This window comes from Jiella marina, from assembly GCF_024359545.1.
Taxonomy (GTDB): domain Bacteria; phylum Pseudomonadota; class Alphaproteobacteria; order Rhizobiales; family Rhizobiaceae; genus Jiella.
The window spans coordinates 240,803-258,552 of the sequence record NZ_JAKQZG010000005.1 but is presented as its reverse complement, the minus strand read 5'-3'; the positions used below and the strand labels follow the sequence as shown (position 1 = coordinate 258,552).

Annotated in this window: 21 protein-coding genes and 1 pseudogene; 16 read left to right on the top strand and 6 right to left on the bottom strand. The window is 64.8% G+C overall.

The genetic code is table 11. The annotated features are described in order from the left end of the window. Positions 1-65: 65 nt before the first annotated feature. The 6 genes and pseudogenes from MF134_RS11485 to bchE form a co-directional block, all read left to right on the top strand. The gene (locus MF134_RS11485; protein WP_255339593.1) at positions 66-995 is read left to right on the top strand and encodes a DMT family transporter; all 930 of its coding nucleotides are present in this window, start codon (positions 66-68) and stop codon (positions 993-995) included. A 265-nt stretch (positions 996-1,260) separates the two neighbouring features. Continuing rightward, a complete protein-coding gene (locus MF134_RS11480; RefSeq protein WP_255339592.1) occupies positions 1,261-1,464 on the top strand; it encodes a DUF1127 domain-containing protein in 204 nt (67 codons plus the stop codon). A 188-nt stretch (positions 1,465-1,652) separates the two neighbouring features. After that, positions 1,653-2,267 (top strand): hypothetical protein, encoded by a 615-nt coding sequence (locus MF134_RS11475; RefSeq protein WP_255339591.1) that lies wholly within the window; start codon positions 1,653-1,655, stop codon positions 2,265-2,267. Then, positions 2,257-2,622, top strand: coding sequence for a winged helix-turn-helix domain-containing protein (locus MF134_RS11470; RefSeq protein WP_255339590.1), 366 nt, complete (start codon positions 2,257-2,259; stop codon positions 2,620-2,622). Before MF134_RS11475 ends, MF134_RS11470 begins: the two co-directional genes overlap by 11 nt. 109 nt (positions 2,623-2,731) lie before the next feature. After that, positions 2,732-3,442 (top strand): di-trans,poly-cis-decaprenylcistransferase, encoded by a 711-nt coding sequence (locus MF134_RS11465; RefSeq protein ID WP_255339589.1) that lies wholly within the window; start codon positions 2,732-2,734, stop codon positions 3,440-3,442. A gap of 39 nt (positions 3,443-3,481) precedes the next feature. After that, positions 3,482-4,975: pseudogene (gene bchE, locus MF134_RS11460) on the top strand (magnesium-protoporphyrin IX monomethyl ester anaerobic oxidative cyclase); the annotation flags it as partial. A 114-nt stretch (positions 4,976-5,089) separates the two neighbouring features. Here the strand turns inward: bchE and ureG are convergent. Genes ureG through MF134_RS11445 form a run of 3 tightly spaced genes read right to left on the bottom strand, consistent with a single transcriptional unit; the run spans position 5,090 to position 6,904 of the window. Next, complete coding sequence (ureG, locus tag MF134_RS11455) at positions 5,090-5,722, bottom strand: urease accessory protein UreG (RefSeq protein ID WP_255339587.1); 633 nt, start codon at positions 5,720-5,722, stop codon at positions 5,090-5,092. Beyond that, entirely contained in the window at positions 5,719-6,486 is a 768-nt protein-coding gene (locus MF134_RS11450) for an urease accessory protein UreF (RefSeq protein ID WP_255339586.1), read from the bottom strand. Before MF134_RS11450 ends, ureG begins: the two co-directional genes overlap by 4 nt. Further along, a complete protein-coding gene (locus MF134_RS11445; RefSeq protein WP_255339585.1) occupies positions 6,455-6,904 on the bottom strand; it encodes an urease accessory protein UreE in 450 nt (149 codons plus the stop codon). Before MF134_RS11445 ends, MF134_RS11450 begins: the two co-directional genes overlap by 32 nt. A 178-nt stretch (positions 6,905-7,082) precedes the next feature. On the opposite strand from MF134_RS11445, the gene MF134_RS11440 reads away from it, so the two are divergent. Both MF134_RS11440 and MF134_RS11435 read left to right on the top strand, forming a co-directional pair. Beyond that, positions 7,083-7,595 carry a hypothetical protein gene (locus MF134_RS11440; RefSeq protein ID WP_255339584.1) on the top strand — a complete coding sequence of 171 codons (513 nt, stop codon included), beginning with the start codon at positions 7,083-7,085 and terminating at the stop codon, positions 7,593-7,595. After that, positions 7,592-8,722 carry a GGDEF domain-containing protein gene (locus MF134_RS11435; protein ID WP_255339583.1) on the top strand — a complete coding sequence of 377 codons (1,131 nt, stop codon included), beginning with the start codon at positions 7,592-7,594 and terminating at the stop codon, positions 8,720-8,722. The genes MF134_RS11440 and MF134_RS11435 overlap by 4 nt, the downstream gene beginning before the upstream one ends. Before the next feature lie 40 nt (positions 8,723-8,762). Here MF134_RS11435 and MF134_RS11430 read toward each other — a convergent pair whose 3' ends face one another. From MF134_RS11430 to ureC, 3 genes are read right to left on the bottom strand one after another with little or no spacing between them, the layout of a single operon-like run. Then, the gene (locus MF134_RS11430) at positions 8,763-9,170 is read right to left on the bottom strand and encodes an MliC family protein (RefSeq protein WP_255339582.1); all 408 of its coding nucleotides are present in this window, start codon (positions 9,168-9,170) and stop codon (positions 8,763-8,765) included. Continuing rightward, positions 9,170-9,667, bottom strand: coding sequence for a DUF29 domain-containing protein (locus MF134_RS11425; protein ID WP_255339581.1), 498 nt, complete (start codon positions 9,665-9,667; stop codon positions 9,170-9,172). The genes MF134_RS11430 and MF134_RS11425 overlap by 1 nt, the downstream gene beginning before the upstream one ends. 38 nt (positions 9,668-9,705) lie before the next feature. Then, positions 9,706-11,418 carry an urease subunit alpha gene (ureC, locus tag MF134_RS11420; protein WP_255339580.1) on the bottom strand — a complete coding sequence of 571 codons (1,713 nt, stop codon included), beginning with the start codon at positions 11,416-11,418 and terminating at the stop codon, positions 9,706-9,708. A 182-nt stretch (positions 11,419-11,600) separates the two neighbouring features. Here ureC and MF134_RS11415 point away from each other — a divergent pair, with 182 nt between their 5' ends. The 8 genes from MF134_RS11415 (at position 11,601) to MF134_RS11380 (ending at position 17,733) form a co-directional block, all read left to right on the top strand. After that, positions 11,601-12,029, top strand: a complete 429-nt coding sequence (locus MF134_RS11415; protein WP_255339579.1) for a hypothetical protein — start codon at positions 11,601-11,603, stop codon at positions 12,027-12,029. A 99-nt stretch (positions 12,030-12,128) separates the two neighbouring features. Beyond that, entirely contained in the window at positions 12,129-12,578 is a 450-nt protein-coding gene (locus MF134_RS11410) for a hypothetical protein (RefSeq protein ID WP_255339578.1), read from the top strand. Between the two features lie 388 nt (positions 12,579-12,966). Beyond that, entirely contained in the window at positions 12,967-13,674 is a 708-nt protein-coding gene (locus MF134_RS11405) for a succinate dehydrogenase/fumarate reductase iron-sulfur subunit (protein ID WP_255339577.1), read from the top strand. A 4-nt stretch (positions 13,675-13,678) separates the two neighbouring features. Beyond that, entirely contained in the window at positions 13,679-14,011 is a 333-nt protein-coding gene (locus MF134_RS11400; protein WP_255339576.1) for a succinate dehydrogenase, read from the top strand. Continuing rightward, positions 14,008-14,352 (top strand): succinate dehydrogenase, cytochrome b556 subunit, encoded by a 345-nt coding sequence (sdhC, locus tag MF134_RS11395; protein ID WP_255339575.1) that lies wholly within the window; start codon positions 14,008-14,010, stop codon positions 14,350-14,352. The genes MF134_RS11400 and sdhC overlap by 4 nt, the downstream gene beginning before the upstream one ends. A 1-nt stretch (position 14,353) precedes the next feature. Further along, complete coding sequence (locus MF134_RS11390; RefSeq protein WP_255339574.1) at positions 14,354-16,120, top strand: L-aspartate oxidase; 1,767 nt, start codon at positions 14,354-14,356, stop codon at positions 16,118-16,120. A gap of 6 nt (positions 16,121-16,126) precedes the next feature. Then, on the top strand, positions 16,127-17,089 hold the full coding sequence (locus MF134_RS11385; protein WP_255339573.1) for a fumarate hydratase: 963 nt from the start codon (positions 16,127-16,129) through the stop codon (positions 17,087-17,089). After that, positions 17,053-17,733 (top strand): fumarate hydratase C-terminal domain-containing protein, encoded by a 681-nt coding sequence (locus MF134_RS11380; RefSeq protein WP_255339572.1) that lies wholly within the window; start codon positions 17,053-17,055, stop codon positions 17,731-17,733. The genes MF134_RS11385 and MF134_RS11380 overlap by 37 nt, the downstream gene beginning before the upstream one ends. Positions 17,734-17,750 lie beyond the last annotated feature (17 nt).

Here is a 17,750-nt window from a genome sequence, read left to right as displayed (position 1 = left end):
GGGATTGCTCCTAGGGCCGAATCGGGCGTATGGGGCGGCGTCAGCAACCGGCATCTCCTGGATTCGTGACCCGATTTCGCGCCAATCTTCTTCTGCTCCTGGCGGGCGCCGTCTGGGGCATGGGTTTCGTCGCCCAGTCCACGGCCATGGCCGATGTGGGTCCGTGGACCTTCGTCGCGGCGAAATTCGCGCTCGCGGCGGTGACGGTCGCCCCCTTTGCCTTCCTCGAACGGCGCAAGGCCGCGGTCGCCATCCCGCGGCCCGCCCTGGGCTGGTTCGCGGTGATCGGCGCGATGCTGTTTCTCGCCTCGATCACCCAGCAGATCGGCATCGTGACGACGAGCGTCACCAATGCCGGCTTCCTGACCGGGCTCTATGTGGTGCTGACGCCGATCCTGGGCCTGGCGCTGTGGCGTGACCTGCCCCACTGGATCGTCTGGCCGGCGGCCCTCGCGGCCTTTTTCGGCATCGCCCTTCTCGGCGGCGGCAGCCTCTCGGCGCTCAATTCCGGCGATCTGTGGATCGTGGTCTGCGCCGTCTTCTGGGCGCTGCAGATCCTGCTCGTCGGACGCCATATCGGGGAATCCGACCGGCCCTATGCCCTGTCCTTCATCCAGTTCCTTGTCACCACTCTCGCCGCGCTTCTGGGCGCGCTCGCACTCGAGGCGCCGTCCCTCGCCCGCCTGTGGGCGGCCTGGCCCGAGATCGTCTATGGCGGGGTCTTCTCGACCGGGCTGGCCTTCACGCTGCAGATCCTGGGGCAGCGCCACACCACCTCCGCCCAGGCGTCGATCTTCCTGTCCTCCGAGGCCCTGTTTGCCGCGCTGTTCGGCGCGATCTTTCTCGGCGAACGCATCGCGGCGATCGGCTATGTCGGCTGCGCGCTGATCCTCGCCGCCATGCTGGCGGTCGAACTCGTGCCGCTCTACCGACGGCCCCGCCCGGTGGCAGCGTCGGAGACCACGGCGACCTCCGGCTCATCCACCAAGGCCTGAGACCCGACCGAGACCGGCGATCCGGCATGCGCCGAATGCTTTCGGCGGACATCTCCGTTTCGCAAGGCCGTCCGGTTCAAGAACCGACATGGCGCCGCGATTGCCGAGGCCTATGCAAGCGTGGATCTCGCGCCAACCGACGGCGCTCCTGTTTGCGCCTGTGATGCACGACACAGCCTGTCCTTTTCCGCACCGTTAGGGGTGCGTGCAGCGGGCGGGGGCCGAGAGCCCTCGTCCGCCCACCTCCAAACAATGGGAAAAGACCATGTCCAGCACTCTCGTCATGGAGGGCGACGCCCGGCGATCGCCCCTCGACAATCGGCCGTCCAACGGCCTTCTCGCGCGGATCCGGCGGGCCCTCAAGCTGCGCCGGGATTATCACCATCTCGAAAACCTGCCCGACTATCTGCTCGACGATATCGGGATCACCCGGGCCGATCTGCGCGCCGCCCATCGGCGGGTATTCTGATCGGTGCCCCGCGCGATCCGATGGCGGGATGCGGACGTGTTGCGTTCGCTGCATCCCGCCATCCCTCGGGAAAGCTGACCAACCCGCCGCATTACCGTCCGACCCTCCCGACCCATTCACCGGAAAATCGCCCTTGCCAGAACTCTGCAATCGTGCTTACTTTGCAATATAAAGTTGGGAGCACATCAATGGGCGACATCCGAAAGGCCCTGGCCGATATCGATGATATCCGAAGCCAGATCGCCACGACGACCACATTCCGCGGGTTCGGCCCGGCTGCTCTCGCTGCGAGTGGAGGGCTCGCACTCTTCACCGCGCTGGCCCAGGATCTGACCCGGGTCGATCCGAATGCGGCGCCGCTCGGCTTCTTCCTCACCTGGATTGCCGTGGCCGTCTTCAGCGTCGGCCTGATCGGCGCCGAAATGGTCGTGCGCTCGCGGCGCCACCATGGCGGAATGGCCGACGCGATGATCCATCAGGCGATCCAGCAATTCCTGCCGGCCGGCGCCGCCGGCGCCGCGCTCGCCGCGATCATCGCCCGGTTTTCGCCCGAGAGCCTCTGGCTGCTTCCGGGCCTGTGGTCGATCTTCGTGAGCCTCGGCCTGTTCGCCGCCCTCGCCTCGCTGCCGCGTGGTGCGATCTTCGCCGGCGCCTGGTATTTCGTCGCGGGCTTCGCCGTCCTGATGGTCGCGGCTGCGGAGCAGACACTCTCGCCCTGGATGATGGGCATTCCCTTCGCCGTCGGGCAGTGCCTGCTCGCCTTCGTCGTCCATCGCGTTTCGGGAGACGACGATGCCGACTGATGCACCCTTCGCCTATGACGGACTCGACAGGACCATCCATGAAAAGGCCCGGCTGGGGATCATGACCTCGCTGGTCAGCCGACCGAAGGGACTCGTCTTTGCCGAGTTGAAGCGGCTTTGCGGCCTCACCGACGGCAATCTCTCCCGCCATCTGCAGGTCCTGGAGGACGCCGGCCTCGTGCGGATCGAGAAGGGGTTCGAAGGCAAGCGTCCGCTGACCACCTGCTTTCTGACGGCCGAGGGGCGAAAGCGCTTTCTCGACTATCTCGCCACGCTCGAACGGGTGGTGAAAGACGCGGCCGATGCCGCCAACACCGCCCCTGTCGAAAGGACGCTCGAGCCGAAGGCGACCTGAGCGCCGAACCCGCGGGCGTCTGACCCCGCGCTCCCATTCAACGAACCGTGACCGGCGACGCTTCGGGCCCGCCGGACCAACCTGTCGAACTTTATCCGGAGACTTTGCAATGCAAAGTAATCTGCACAAGAAAATCCATGCGGCCCTGATCATGGACGGAAACGGCCGCTGGGCGACATGGCAGGGCCTGCCGCGCAGCGAGGGCCATGAGGCCGGCGTGCGTGCCATACGCCCGGTCGTCGAAGCCGCCGCCGATCGCGGCATCGGAACGCTGACGCTCTATGCCTTTTCCAGCGACAATTGGCGGCGCCCGCAGGCCGAAATCGACGTGCTGATGGGGCTGCTTCGCACCTACCTCGACGCCGAGACGAAAAGCTTTGTCGAGACGGGCGTCCGGCTGGGCGTCATCGGCCGGCGCGACCGGCTGCCGGACGGTCTCGCCGAGCAGATCGCCGAGGCCGAGAGGATGACGGCCGCCGGCGAGCGAATCCATCTCAGGATCGCCTTCGACTATTCGGCCCGCGACCGGATTCTCGCAGCCGCCCGCCAGACCTGGCCCCACACCCCGCGCGACGAATTCGGCCGGATGATCACCGGCGACGGCGCGGCCGATGTCGACCTTCTGATCCGCACCGGCGGCGAACGGCGGCTCAGCGACTTCCTGCTCTTCGAGAGCGCCTATGCCGAACTCGTCTTCATCGATCGCATGTGGCCGGATTTCCGTCCCGATCATCTCGATGAGGCCTTGGCCGAATTCGCGCGGCGTCAAAGACGCTTCGGTGGTCTGACCGATGCCGACGGCGCCGCCAAGGTCGCCTGAGCCGCCCTCGTCAACAGATCAGATCACCCGGAGGCCATCATGCGCATCCTTCTCGTCAATGTGCCCCACCCTGCGATCGGCAGCCGCATCCCGGACGATCACTTGCCACCACTCGGCCTGCTGGCCATCGGCGGCCCGCTGATCGACGACGGACACGACCTCAGGCTGATCGATGGCGAGTTCGGGCCGATGACCATCGACCGGCTCGTCGCGGAGATCGCCGCATCGCGGCCGGACGCGGTCCTTTTTGGCCATTCGGGCTCGACGTCCGGGCATCCGGTCATCGCCGAGGTCGCCCACCGGGTCGCCGTTCATCTGCCCCATGCGGCGATCGTCTATGGCGGGGTCTATCCGACCTATCACTGGCGCGAGATCCTGGACGACGAGCCCTGGGTCACGGCGATCGTTCGCGGCGAAGGCGAGGAGACCGCCCGGCGCCTGATGGCGGCTCTGGCGCAGAAACGCCCCCTCGCCGACATTCCCGGCATCGCCTATCGCGAGGGAGACGACGCCGTGGCCACCCGCCCCGCCACCGTTATCGCCGATCTCGACGCCTATCGCATCGGCTGGGAGCTGATCGATCATGCGCGCTACAGCTATTGGGGCGGGCTGCGGGCGGTGGTCGTTCAGTTTTCGCGGGGTTGCCCGCATCTGTGCAGTTACTGTGGCCAGCGCGGCTTCTGGAGCCGCTGGCGGCATCGCGATCCCGTCCTGTTCGCGCAGGAGATCGCAAGGCTCCATCGCGAGCACGGGGTCAAGGTGTTCAACTTCGCCGACGAAAACCCGACGGTCTCCAGACGCGCCTGGAAAGCCTTTCTGCAAGCGCTGATCGCGGAAGATATCGACGTCATCCTCGTCGGCTCGACCCGGGCCGACGACATCGTGCGCGACGCAGATATCCTGCATCTCTACAAGAAGGCCGGATGGCAGCGCTTTCTTCTCGGCCTCGAGACGACCGACGAGGCGACGATCGAACTCATCCGGAAGGGCGGCGCCGTGTCCGTCGACCGGGAGGCAGTCGGCCTCCTGCGCGAGAACGGCATCCTGTCGATGGCGACCTGGGTGGTCGGCTTCGAGGAGGAGACCGACCGCGATCTCTGGCGCGGCCTGAGGCAGCTTCTCTCCTACGACCCGGACCAGATCCAGCTCCTGTATGTGACGCCGCACCGCTGGACGCCGTTCTTTCGTATTGCCAGGGAAAGGCAAGTCATCCAGACCGACAAGCGGCGATGGGACTACAAGCATCAGGTTCTAGCGACTCGCCATGTCCCACCCTGGCGCCTGCTCCTGTGGGTGAAATTCACCGAGGCCGTTCTGCAGGGGCGACCCAAGGCGCTGAGGCGCACCTATTTCCACCCCGATCGCGGCTTGCGCCACGCTATGCGCTGGTACAGCCAGATGGGACGGCGGGTCTGGCCGTTCGAGATCGTGACCTTCTTCCTGAGACGGCGAACCCGCAACGGTCCGACGCTGGCGGAATTCTGGGGTGCGCCCCAGGACCAGGAGGAAACGTCGATGGTTCCGGCTCGTCGGCGCCCACAGACGTCCGAACCGCCGGCTTCGACCCGCTCCCGGGTGACGATATTCAAGGCACCGGCGCTGGCCGCTGCTTCACAGGCGCAGGACGCCGATCCGTCGATGCAAGTCTCAGGCGGCGGCTTCGAAGCGCTTCAGTCCCCCGGCCGAGGCTAGAAACTCCGCGATCTCGGCAATGCCCTTCGCACGGGAGAGATCGGCAAAGATCGTCGGCAGGTCGCCGCGCCCGGTGGCGGCATCGCGGCGCATGCGTTCCAGATCGGCGCCGACATGGGGGGCCAGATCGGTCTTGTTGACGACGAGGAGGTCCGATCGGGTGATCGCGGGCCCACCCTTGCGGGGGATATCGTCGCCCTGGCAGACGGAAATCACGTAGATCGAGAGATCGACCAGGTCGGGTGAGAAGGTGGCGGCGAGATTGTCCCCGCCGGATTCCACCAGGACCAGGTCGAGATCGGGATGGCGCGTCGTCAGATCGCGGATGGCGGCCAGATTGATCGAGGCATCCTCGCGAATGGCCGTATGCGGGCAGCCGCCGGTCTCCACCCCGACGATGCGATCCGACGAAAGCGCCTGCATCCGCACCAGCGCCTCGGCATCCTCGCGGGTGTAGATGTCGTTGGTGACGACCCCGATCGACCAATGCGCCGAGGCCGCCTTGCAGAGCTTTTCAGTGAGCGTCGTCTTTCCAGAGCCGACCGGCCCGCCGATCCCGACCCGCAACGGTCCATGCTTCGATGTCATGAGCGAAAGAGCCTCGTTTCCAGCGTTTCATGCTGCATGGCAGCGATATCCGACATTAGGGCCGCAGAGCCGAGATCGTCCAGCGTCGATCCGGCCGCCCGCTCGGCCGCTTCCGCGATCAGCGGTGCCAGCGCATGGAGCACAGCCACCCACTCGCCCTGCCCGAGCGGCACCAGCCGGACGGCCGCCGATGTGAGCGAGGCCGCGAAGTTCTGGGCATGGGCGGTGAGCGCGTCCCGAAGCGGCAAGCCCGCCAGAGCCGTCACCTCGCCGGCCGCGACGGGCATCGCGATCTCCGCATCGGTCGGCAGGAGAGAGCGACCCTTCGTCCAGGACGATGCCGCTTCACGAAAGGCCGTGCCGAGTTTCAACGTCTCCATGCGGCGCTCTGCACTACCCGAAAGCGCGAAAGCGAGCTCGGCAAGGTCCAGAAGCCCGTCACCGTCCGCCGCCCTGGTCAAACGGTGGGCCTCGGCCAACAGGACGAGATCGTTCCAGCCGCTGCCGCGCGAGAGGACGACGCCGATCCAGTCGAACACCGCATTGCCATTCGTCACCCTGCCCCCGCGGACGGCAGCTTCGACCCCGTGGGAATAGGCGAATCCCCCCGTCGGGAAGGCGGGAGAGAACAGGGTCATCAGTGTCGCCAGGTCTGCCGCCTTCAGCCTGCCCGATTCCGCCCCGGCGTTTCGCGCCGCATCGGCGGCGCCATCGCGGGAACCGGTATTACGCTCAGTGATGATGGTGATCGGAACGCCCCCCATAGGCTCCACCCTCGGGATCGAAGGCGCTCTCCACATCGGCCACGCTCGCCCCGAGCCCTGTCAGCATCTCGCGGATCACCGGATCACGGCGGATCAGCATGCGATCGGCAAACACCTGCGCCGACAGATGCCGGTTGCCGATCTGCCAAGCCAGTGCAATCAGATGGGCCGTGTCGCGACCCCTGACCTCGTAGAGCGGCTCCGGCTTGGCCTTCACGGCGATCAGCTGATCATTGTCCAGCTGAATCGCGTCACCGTCGCGGAGCAGCGTCGCCTCGGCGAGATCGAGGAGGAAGGCAATGCCGCCGTCGGAGACCATCGCCATGCGCCGGCGATGCCGCGCCGTCTCGTCGAGGGTGATCGTGTCCGCCGCCTCCGTCCACTCGCCGCGTCGTCTCACGAGGTTTCCGACGATCATGACACAATCCTTTCGAAGCCGGTACGCGCGAGAACCCGTGGAAGATTCTGTCGAAGGAAAATAGTGCGCAAGGTCGAATCCCGGAAGCGGCCGACAACTTGCGCCCCTCCAATTCACGAAAATTTAGCGCGCGACGGCGAAGTTACGTCACGACAGGACTCAAGATGGGATTGTGAACGTGAAGCCGATCAACAGGCGTGTCGCACTGCTTGGCCTTTCGGCGACGGCACTGAGCGTGATGGGAACCGCATCCTTCGCAGCGGAGGATTTTGACGATCCCGCTGCCAAGGTGATTGCGGTCCGTCATGGCGAGGGCAGAACGACTGTCTTCAGCCGCGACGATCTCGCCTCTCTGAAGCAGACGCGCTTCGAGACCATGGCGCCATGGATCGAGACCCCCAGCGTGTTCGAAGGCCCGTCCATTGCCGAATTGATGCGAGCGATCGCTCCCCGCGAAGAGTTCGATCAGGTGGAGATCACCGCCCTCGATTCCTATTTCGTTTCGGCGAAAGTCCCGCACCTCGTTGACGACGGCGCGATCCTGGCGATCCGAACCGACGGCGCGTTCATGCCTGTCGCCGAAAAGGGCCCGGCGCTCCTGATCTTCCCCTTCGACGACCGACCGGACCTCAACGACCAGTCCCATTTCGGACTGTGCATCTGGCAGATATCGCAGATCGACTTCTCATGATCCGGCGCTGGTGGACAGCTCTTCGCGATCTCGACCGAATCGTCGGGTTCCTGTTGTTCACTACCTGCGCGCTGGCGATTCTCGCCGGCGTGACGATTGCATCGGTCCAGCGCTATCAGCAGCAGATCGAGACGGTTTCGAGCTATAATCTGACCTACGTCTATACGCGGACGCAGATCGAGATCATGAAGCTCGCGGGGGCGATCCGGGCCTCGCTGCTCGACGAGCCCGACGCCGCGACGCCGACGCTGAAACTGGCCATCGTGAAGGGCCGCATTTCCTCGATCCCGATCTCCTTCGGGCCAATCGACATGCCGGAAGCCGCGGTCGCCCGCGAAAACCTCAGAGAGACGCTCGAGACCATTGCTCCTCTCCTGGATTCGCTCGCCGTCCCCGGCAATGGAGAGTTGGCTCTCGCCCTGCTCGATCGCTCCATAAGCGAGTTCACCCGGCTGACCTCCCTCGCCAATGTCCGGCAGTCGCATCTGACCGATCAACAGCGGAGAAGCCTGTCGGCAACGACCACCTGGCTCTGCGTGAACCTTCTGCTGCTTTGTCTCAACGGGATCGCTCTCCTATGGCTGGTGTTCCGCCAGAAGCGCCGCTTGCGGAAAGCCGCCGTGACGGATGCCCTGACCGGACTCGCCAATCGGGCCGCCGTCCAGAACTGGAAACCGGAAAACGCCAGGAGCAGGATGACAGCGCTGGCGGTGATCGACGTCGACCATTTCAAATACGTCAACGATCATTTCGGGCACGACGTCGGGGACGATCTCTTGCGCAGCCTGGCGAACGTTCTTGAACTCCATGCAGGCTCCGACGCGCTTGCGGCCCGCCTCGGCGGCGACGAATTCGTGCTGATCTTCACCGGCAGCGACGCACCGCTTCAGGCGGAACGGCGTTGCGCGGCGATCGACGAGGCCTTCCGGCTGGCGATGAAGGCGGCCGGAATTGCGAAAGTCACGCTCAGTATCGGCATCGCGGCCGGCCAGGCGCGCTCGGCAGAGGATATCGCCGCCCTGATGAAACAGGCCGACGGCGCGATGTACGCTTCGAAGCGGGATGGAGCCCGAGAAGGCGAGACACGGAGACGATCCGGATGCCTCATCACTTCCAAGAAAGAATGACGGGCTTTATGCCGGTCTGCAGCGGCCGCTTTGGTCCCGATCAGCCGCGCTTGAGGCGACAGACGGTCGTTTCGCTCGCATCCTGACGGTTGACATCAAAGAGATCGCCGCGGCGGCCCTTGGTCCACCAGACCTTCTCGCGCGCCACATATTTCGCCCCGGAGCCTGAAATCACCGACACGAACAGCGTCGGCCGCCCGTCGATCGGAAGAACGGCGAAATTGTTGCCCGGCAGATTGATGTATTCGACGGCAAGCGGCCTCGGTTCAGCTTCCGCGCTATCGCGGCACTCGTAAGTGACGATGGTGCGTTCGGCTTCACCCGGCAGGTCGAGATCGAGCGGGTGAGCTGGTCCCGCTCCCAGGAGCAGAGGAACGATCAGTCCGCCCAGCGCAAAGCTGCGCCGACGCATTTGCTGTGCATAGGTCGGTGAACGTCGATGGCGCATCAGTCCGTCTCCGGGAAAAAACCTTCGTCGAGGACCTGGTCGATCGTGAACGGACAGGACACGGGGAAGGTCTCCTCGGCAAGGCCCGTTTCGCCCGCGGCCTTGACGCGCGCGACCCGGTATTCCCCATCGAGAATCTCACTCGGAAAGGATTTCAGACTCGGGCTGTCCCTGAGGACCATGCCGATCCGTCGTCTTTGCTCCTCAATCGTGCCGCGCCATCCCGTAGACCGTGCGTCCGGCTGATAGGCCCATTTCAGAAGGTGGATCATCAGAACAAGAACGCGCGACTCGATCTCACGCTTTTCCCATCTTCCCAAGCTCTCCACCTCGTCGACCAGATTCGCGATGTCGAGCGCCGTCCAGCGGCCCTGGCGCAACGCCTCGGCCTGATCTCGTGTCCAGAGGAAGAAATCTCGGTCGTAACCGGTGCCTGCAGCGGTCTCAGAAACGTCGGCCGCGTTCTCGTCATCTGCCAGCGTCTTCAGTTTCGACATCGTTCTTTCCAGTGGCCGTGTGCACCAGTCTGGTGACCTCAGAACAGGAAATAGCGCTGTGCCATGGCGAGTTCCTTGGCCGGCTCGCAGGTCAGGAGATCGCCGTCGGCCCGCACTTCGTAGGTCTCGGGATGGACCTCGATCGTGGGCGTTGCATCATTGAGGATCATCGACGCTTTCGAGATCCCGCCGCGCGTGTTCTCGACGGCCAGGAAAGTCTTGTCGCAGCCGAGCGAATCCCGCAGCTTCTCGTCGATCGCAGCCTGCGAAACGAAGGTGACGCCCGAGGCAGCGATCGCCTTGCCATAGGCGCCGAACATCGGCCGGTAGTGGACCGGCTGCGGCGTCGGGATCGAGGCGTTGGGATCGCCCATCGGGGCGGCCGCAATCGTGCCGCCGAGGATCACCATCATCGGCTTGACGCCGAAGAAGGCCGGATCCCAGAGCACCAGATCGGCGCGCTTGCCCACCTCGATCGAGCCGATCTCCTTCGACATGCCGTGGGCGATCGCCGGATTGATCGTGTATTTCGCCACATAACGCCGGGCGCGGAGATTGTCGTTGTCGCCAGCCTCCTCCTTCAGCCGGCCGCGCTGGCGCTTCATCTTGTCGGCGGTCTGCCAGGTGCGGATCACCACTTCGCCGACGCGGCCCATGGCCTGGCTGTCGGAGGCGATGATCGAGAACGCGCCCATGTCGTGGAGGATGTCCTCGGCCGCGATCGTCTCCTTGCGGATGCGGCTTTCGGCAAAGGCGATGTCCTCGGGAATGGTCGCATCAAGGTGATGGCAGACCATGAGCATGTCGAGATGCTCTTCGAGCGTGTTGACGGTATAGGGCCGGGTCGGATTGGTCGAGGACGGCAAGACGTTCGACAGACCGCAGACCTTGATGATGTCCGGCGCGTGCCCGCCGCCGGCGCCCTCGGTGTGGAAGGCATGGATCGTGCGGCCCTTGAAGGCGTCGACGGTGTTCTCCACGAAGCCCGATTCGTTCAGCGTGTCGGTGTGGATCATTACCTGAACGTCGTAATCGTCGGCGACCGACAGGCAGTTGTCGATCGCAGCCGGCGTCGTGCCCCAGTCCTCATGGAGCTTCAGCGCACAGGCCCCGCCCTTCACCATCTCGACCAGCGGCGCCGGCAGCGAGGCATTGCCCTTGCCGGAAAAGCCGAGATTCATCGGAAAGGCGTCGGTCGACTGGATCATCCGGCCGAGATGCCAGGCGCCGGGGGTGCAGGTGGTCGCCAGCGTGCCATGGGCGGGGCCGGTGCCGCCGCCGAGCATGGTCGTGACGCCGGAAAACAAAGCCTCCTCGATCTGCTGCGGGCAGATGAAGTGGATATGGCTGTCGAAGCCGCCGGCGGTCACGATCTTGCCCTCGCCGGCGATCGCCTCGGTGCTCGGGCCGACGGTGATGGTGACGTCCGGCTGGGTATCCGGATTACCGGCCTTGCCGATGGCGGCGATGCGCCCGTCCCTCAGCCCGATATCGGCCTTGTAGATGCCCGTATGGTCGAGGATCAGCGCATTGGTGATGACGGTGTCGACGGCGCCGTCGGCGCGCGAGTGCTGCGACTGGCCCATGCCGTCGCGGATCACCTTGCCGCCGCCGAACTTCACCTCCTCGCCATAGACGGTCATGTCGCGTTCGACCTCGATGAACAGCTCCGTATCGGCAAGCCTCACCTTGTCGCCGGTGGTGGGACCGAACATGGCCGCATAGGAAGAACGCGAAATCTTGGCTGGCATGGCGTCTCTCTCGTCGAATCCGAACCGTCGATGGCGATTGCGCAGCGCGAGGCCGCAGCGCATGCGCTGCAGCATAGGTCGCAAGGGCTGGCTTGTCTTCACTCAATCGTTTTCGGTGCAAGAGGTTTTGCGCGACGCCTCGAAGTGCCACCTTGAGCGGCATGTTCGGTGAAGGAACGACGATGAGTCTTGCCCGAAAGGCCCGCCCTGCCCTCGCATTGACGGCAATGATCTGTCTCGCCGGCACCGCTCAGGGTCAGCCCTACGATCCCGGTCCGCTGGTCACCGTGCCGGGCTCTTCCATGTCGGGCATGCGGATCGATGGCGCCCCGAAGCTCGATGCACCGCGGGTCGGGAACGCGCCGGTCTTCGGCGATACGGTCGAAGAACGGGCCTATGGCCGAGACTACGACAACAGCTATCTCACGCCGAAAGTGCCGAGAGGCCGCGGGGATGATGACCCGATCGAGTTGCGTGCGACGCAAGGGCGCTCACAGCTCGACGGTGTCAATGCCGGTGCCTTCGCGCGCCAGGGGCCCGAGGCGATCGGCAGAAGTTCGGTCACACGCGGTCGATCGAAGGGATCGCATCGCGCCATCATTCGGCGCTAGGGTTGATCTTGGCCACGAAACGAAGTTTCGCTGCCATGCGTTTCTGAGCGAAGGCCCGCAGGATGGGGCCGTTCTGCCGAGTTGGAGTGACCGATGCGAATGCACAAATTTCCCGTGGCGATGCTGACTCTGGCGATGACCCTGTCGGCGGGGCCAGGCGTTGCCCAGTCCCTTGATACGGGGGGCACGAGCACCCTTCCCTCGACCGGCGGCACCAGCACCATGTCGGGCGGCGATACGGACTTCGGGAGCCCGTCCGGCTTTTCCGACGACGGAATCGAATCTCGGGCGACGCGCGGTTCGTCCGACATCGATTCCGTGGAAGCGGATTCGCTCGCCCGTTCGGACGACATCGGCACCAGTGCCGATACCACGTTCGGCGCCTCCAGCGATTTGCCGGAACTCCGCGCTTCCGATGTCGAAGATCTGAACATCGCGCCGCCGCGACTGGAATCGATGGCCACGCCGCGCGTCGGGATCGATCTCGGCGCCATTCGCCGCGGCCTCAGCGCAGCGCCGTCCGGCACACCTGACGCCCACGGCAATTGACACCCGCGGACCGACGCGACGCCAAGGTGGCTCCCAAGACGCCGCCGAACTGGAGCCGCATGGAGCGCTTGGCATACCGTGACCGCGCATGAGCGCGGTCGTCACGTAGATTCCCGTCAGGTCGCCGAATACCGTTTCCGTTTCCCCGTCATCGGGTTTCTCTCTTCTTTCGGCGAACAAAGCCTATCCAACCGTCCAGGAAACCGGGACCACCTCACTCAAACACGGTACGGCAGGCCGGATCCGTGAGGACTTTATGCATCGATTGTAAATTTGCCTGACAGAAAGCGTCATTATTTCTCGTTTTCCGTCAAAAATTCTTTCCCCTATACCGGTTCGCAGCGCGCATCGCGGTGGGGAGTGGCGGATGTCATCAGCGAAAGGAAATTTGTCGGTTTCCGTTTGGCGGGGCACCGGCACGCAAGGTCGCTATCAGGCGTTCGACGTGCCGGAGGAGGACAATCAGACGATCCTCGACATCGTCTCCTGGATTCAGCAGAATCTCGACCCGACCTTGTCCTACCGCTTCGCCTGCCGTGTGGGCATGTGCGGCTCCTGCGCGATGATGGTCAACGGCAAGCCGCGCTGGACCTGCCGCACCCATGTGCGCAAGGTCGCCGAGAACGGACGCATCGAAGTCGGTCCGCTTCGCAACCTGCCGGTCGTCAAGGATCTGGCGACCGACATGGACCCGTTCTTCGACAAATGGGTCGAAGCCGAGGGACGCTTTCATCCGACCCGTACGCGCGCAGACCCGATCGAGACGATCGATCCGGAGAGTTCGTCCCGCAAGGTCGCGGATGCGGGGATCGAATGCATCAATTGCGCAGTCTGTTTCGCTGCCTGCGACACGGTGACTGCGAATTCCGATTATCTCGGCCCTGCCGCGCTCAATCGGGCCTGGACGCTTCTGAATGACGCGAAGGATGGCGACCGTGGCGGTGTGCTCGACGCCGTTTCGGGGTCAGGCGGCTGTCACAACTGCCATTCGCTCGGCTCCTGCGCTGCCTACTGCCCGAACGAGCTGTCGCCGATCACAGCGATCGCCGGGCTGAAGCGCGAAACTGCCCGCTCCTTTTTCCGGAAAGGACGGTGAGACGATGATCGGGCTCAAGCTCTACATGCTGCAGCGGCTGTCCGCGATGGTGATGGCGCCGCTCGTTCTCGGCCACATCGCGGTGATGATCTACGCCATCCAGGGCGGGCTCTCGGCCGCCGAAATCCTCGGCCGGACGCAGGGCAGTCTCGCCTGGGCGCTGTTCTACGGCACCTTCGTCCTCGCCGTTTCCGTTCATGCAGCGATCGGCGTTCGGGTCATCCTCGCCGAGACGATCCTGAAGCACAGGCACGCCCTCGACGGCCTCACCCTGGCGATCGGGTCCGGCCTCGCCGCCTTGGGACTTTACGCCGTCTATGCGGTGACCGCGTCATGATGATCCGTCCCCATCGCAACCACCCGCTCTGGCTCGCCTTCTTCCTCCATCGCGTCTCGGGGCTTGCCCTCGCCCTGTTCCTGCCCGCCCATTTCTACGTGTTGGCGCTGGCCCTCACGGCGCCGCAACGGCTCGACGGGTTTCTCGCCTGGACGTCGCACCCGCTGGTGAAGATCGCAGAATTCGGCCTCGTCTTTCTGCTCGCGATCCATTTCTTCGGCGGATTGAGGATCCTGGCGCTCGAATTCCTGCCCTGGAGCGCGCCGCAGAAATCGCTCGCCGCGGCTGCCATCGCAGGGGCCTTCTTCCTCTCCACCACATTCTTCCTGCAGGCGGTCTGACATGGGCGGGCGCTTCTCCATCGAAAAGCACGACACCGACATCCTGATCCTCGGATCGGGGGGCGCGGGCCTCTTCGCTGCGCTTCACGCCCAGGCGGCCGCACGGCCGGGCACGAAGATCACCCTCGCGGTGAAGGGCCTCATCGGCAAATGCGGCTGCACCCGCATGGTCCAGGGTGGCTACAATGTCGCGCTCGGCGGCGGCGACAGCGTCGAGCGGCATTTCATGGACACGATCCAGGGTGGCAAGTGGCTGCCCAACCAAGACATGGCCTGGAAGCTCTGCGAGCAAGCGGTGGTGCGCATCCGCGAACTCGAGAACGAGATCGGCTGCTTCTTCGATCGCAATGCCGACGGCACGCTCCACCAGAAGGCCTTCGCCGGTCAGACGGCCGACCGCACGGTTCACAAGGGCGACCTCACCGGCATCGAGATCATCAACCGACTGATGGAGCAGGTGCTCGCCCGGCCGATGGAGAAGCTGCAGGAGCATCGCGCGGTCGGCCTCGTCCCGACGCGGGACGGCTCGGCGCTCTCCGGCGTCCTCTTCATCGACATGCGCACGGGGCGCTTCCGCTTCGTCCGGGCCAAGGCCGTCCTCATGGCGACCGGCGGCGGTCCGACCATGTACAAGTACCACACGCCGTCCGGCGACAAGACGATGGACGGTCTCGCCATGGCGCTGCGTGCGGGCCTGACCCTGCGCGACATGGAGATGGTCCAGTTCCACCCGACAGGGCTTCTTGCGGGCGACCACACGCGGATGACGGGAACGGTGCTGGAAGAAGGTCTTCGCGGTGCCGGCGGCCAGCTGCTCAACAGCCGCGACGAACGCTTCATGTTCGATTACGACCGGCTCGGCGAGCGGGCCACCCGCGACGTGGTCAGCCGCGGCATCTATGCCGAAATGCGCAAGAACAACACGTCGAAGAACGGCGGCGTCTACATCTCCATGTCCCATCTGGGGCCGGATCTGGTGCGCCAGAAGTTCAAGGGCATGGTCAAGCGCTGCGCCGACAGCGGCTTCGATCTTGCCGCCGGCAAGGTCGAGGTCGTGCCGACAGCCCACTATTTCATGGGCGGCGTCGTGGTCGACCCGGACACGCGCACCGGCCTCGAAGGCCTCTATGTCGCGGGCGAGGATGCCGGCGGGGCCCATGGCTCGAACCGGCTCGGCGGCAATGGCGTTGCCAATTCAACCGTCTATGGCGGCGTCGCCGGGGACACGATGGGCGCCGATGTCAGCATGATGGGCAGCCATCGCGATCCCGATCCGGCGATCCTCGAAGCCGAGGTCGAGCGAGCGACTGCGCCATTCTCCAAACGCCCCGGCAATGTCCAGAATCTCAGGCGTCGCCTTCAGGAGGTGATGTGGGACCATGTGGGCGTCATGCGCACCGAGGCCGGGATCCTGCGGGGGCTGAAGGGCATTGCCGAGGTCTCGGACGAATTGGCCGAGACGGGCGTCCCCGATGGCGATCTCGCCTTCAATCTGACCTGGCACGACTGGCTCAATCTCAGATCACTCTGCGACATTTCCGAAGTCATCGCCATGGCGGGCCTTGAGCGCGAAAACTCCCGCGGCGCGCATTATCGCGAGGATTTCCCTGAGACCGGTGATCTGGAGCGGTCCTATTTCACCACGGCACGCCAGAAGAACGGCGAGCTCGTGGTCGACCGCGCGCCGGTCGAATTCACCATCGTGCGTCCCGGCGGAAGCATCCTGCCGGAAGGCGAGCCCGAGACTCTTCTCAAAGCGGCCGAGTGAGGCGGAATGATTGCGATCGACACCATTCAGGAGACGGCGGAGCGGCTGATGGAAAAGGCCGCCATCGAGATCCCGCAGGATTATCTCGACGGCCTGAGAACCATGGCCGACACCGAGGACGGCGACCTTTCCTCCTTCGTTCTCCAGGCGATGCTGGAGAATTACGAGGCCGCCAAGCAGGATCGCCGGGCCATGTGCGGCGACACCGGCTGCCCGCGCTGGTACGTCAAGATGGGCAACGAGGCGCGGATCGAGGGCGGCCCGATCGCGCTGGAAGCGGCCCTGCGCCGCGCCACCGCCAAATCGACCAACGACATCCCGCTCAGGCCGAACCGGGTGCATCCGCTCTGGCGGACCGACCATGACAACAATGTCGGCATCGGCGCGCCGGAGATCGAATACGGCTTCGAGCCCGACGGGGAATGGATCGATCTCGTCACCGTCCACAAGGGCGGCCTGTTCGGCACCGACTACCGCATGCTGTTTCCCTCCGACGGCATCGAGGGGATCAAGCGCTTCTTTCTCGACAGTCTCGTCGCCTTCGGCAAGCGGGGCCTGGCCTGCCAGCCGGCGATCATCGGCATCGGTCTCGGCGGTTCGAAGGACACCTGCATGGTGCTCGGCAAGCGGGCCGCCTGCCTTCGGACCGTCGGCAGCCGCAATTCCGATCCGCGCATCGCCGCCATGGAGGACGAGTTCAAGGAACTCGGCAATTCCATCGGCATGGGCGCCATGGGCTTCGTCGGCAAGTCGATGGTCGTCGATTGCAATATCGAGGTCGGCTACTGCCACACCGGCGGCATGCAGATGAGCGTCCACGCCTTTTGCCTGTCCTCGCGCCGGGCCGTCGCCCGCATCCATGCGGACGGGCGGGTGGAATACCGCACCGACCCCGAATGGTTCACCGATTATCAACGCCGGGAGACCGTCGAATGGACACCGCCCCAAAGCCTCAGCAAGTCCGCCTGAGCACGACGCCATCCCGAGCGGATCTCGAAGCCCTCAAGATCGGCGACATCGTCTATCTCGACGGGCTCCTCTACACGGCTCGCGAAGGCGTCTACAAGAAGGTCTGCGAGGAAGGTTCGGACCTGCCTCTTGATCTGCCAGCAGAGAGCGCGGCGAACTTTCATTGTTCGCCCGCCGCGACGGTCAATCCGGACGGCAGCTTCAACATGGGCGCCGTCACCGCCACGGCTTCCTTCCGTTTCTCCAAGTGGATCGGCCCCTGGATCGAGCGCTCCGGCGCCCGCATCATCATCGGCAAGGGAGGCATGACCTCGAAGGACTATCGCGAGCACTTCGTGCCGAACGGGGCGATCTATCTGACGACGGTCGGCTACGGCACGGGCGCCCTGCTCGGCCGAGGCATCAAGCAGGTGAAGGCCGTCCACTGGAACAAGGAACTGGGTCTCGCCCAGGCCATGTGGGTGATCGAGGCCGAGAACATGGGCCCCTTCATCGTCGACGGCGATCTCGCAGGAAACAGCCTCTTCGAGCGAGAGAATGCGCGTATCGCGGCCAATCTCGACAAGGTCTACGAGGGCACCCGCCCGGCCGTCCTGCGTCGCTTCGGCGAGACGGACGACCGGAGCGACGAAGTCATCGGCTGATCAACGATCGCAAAAAA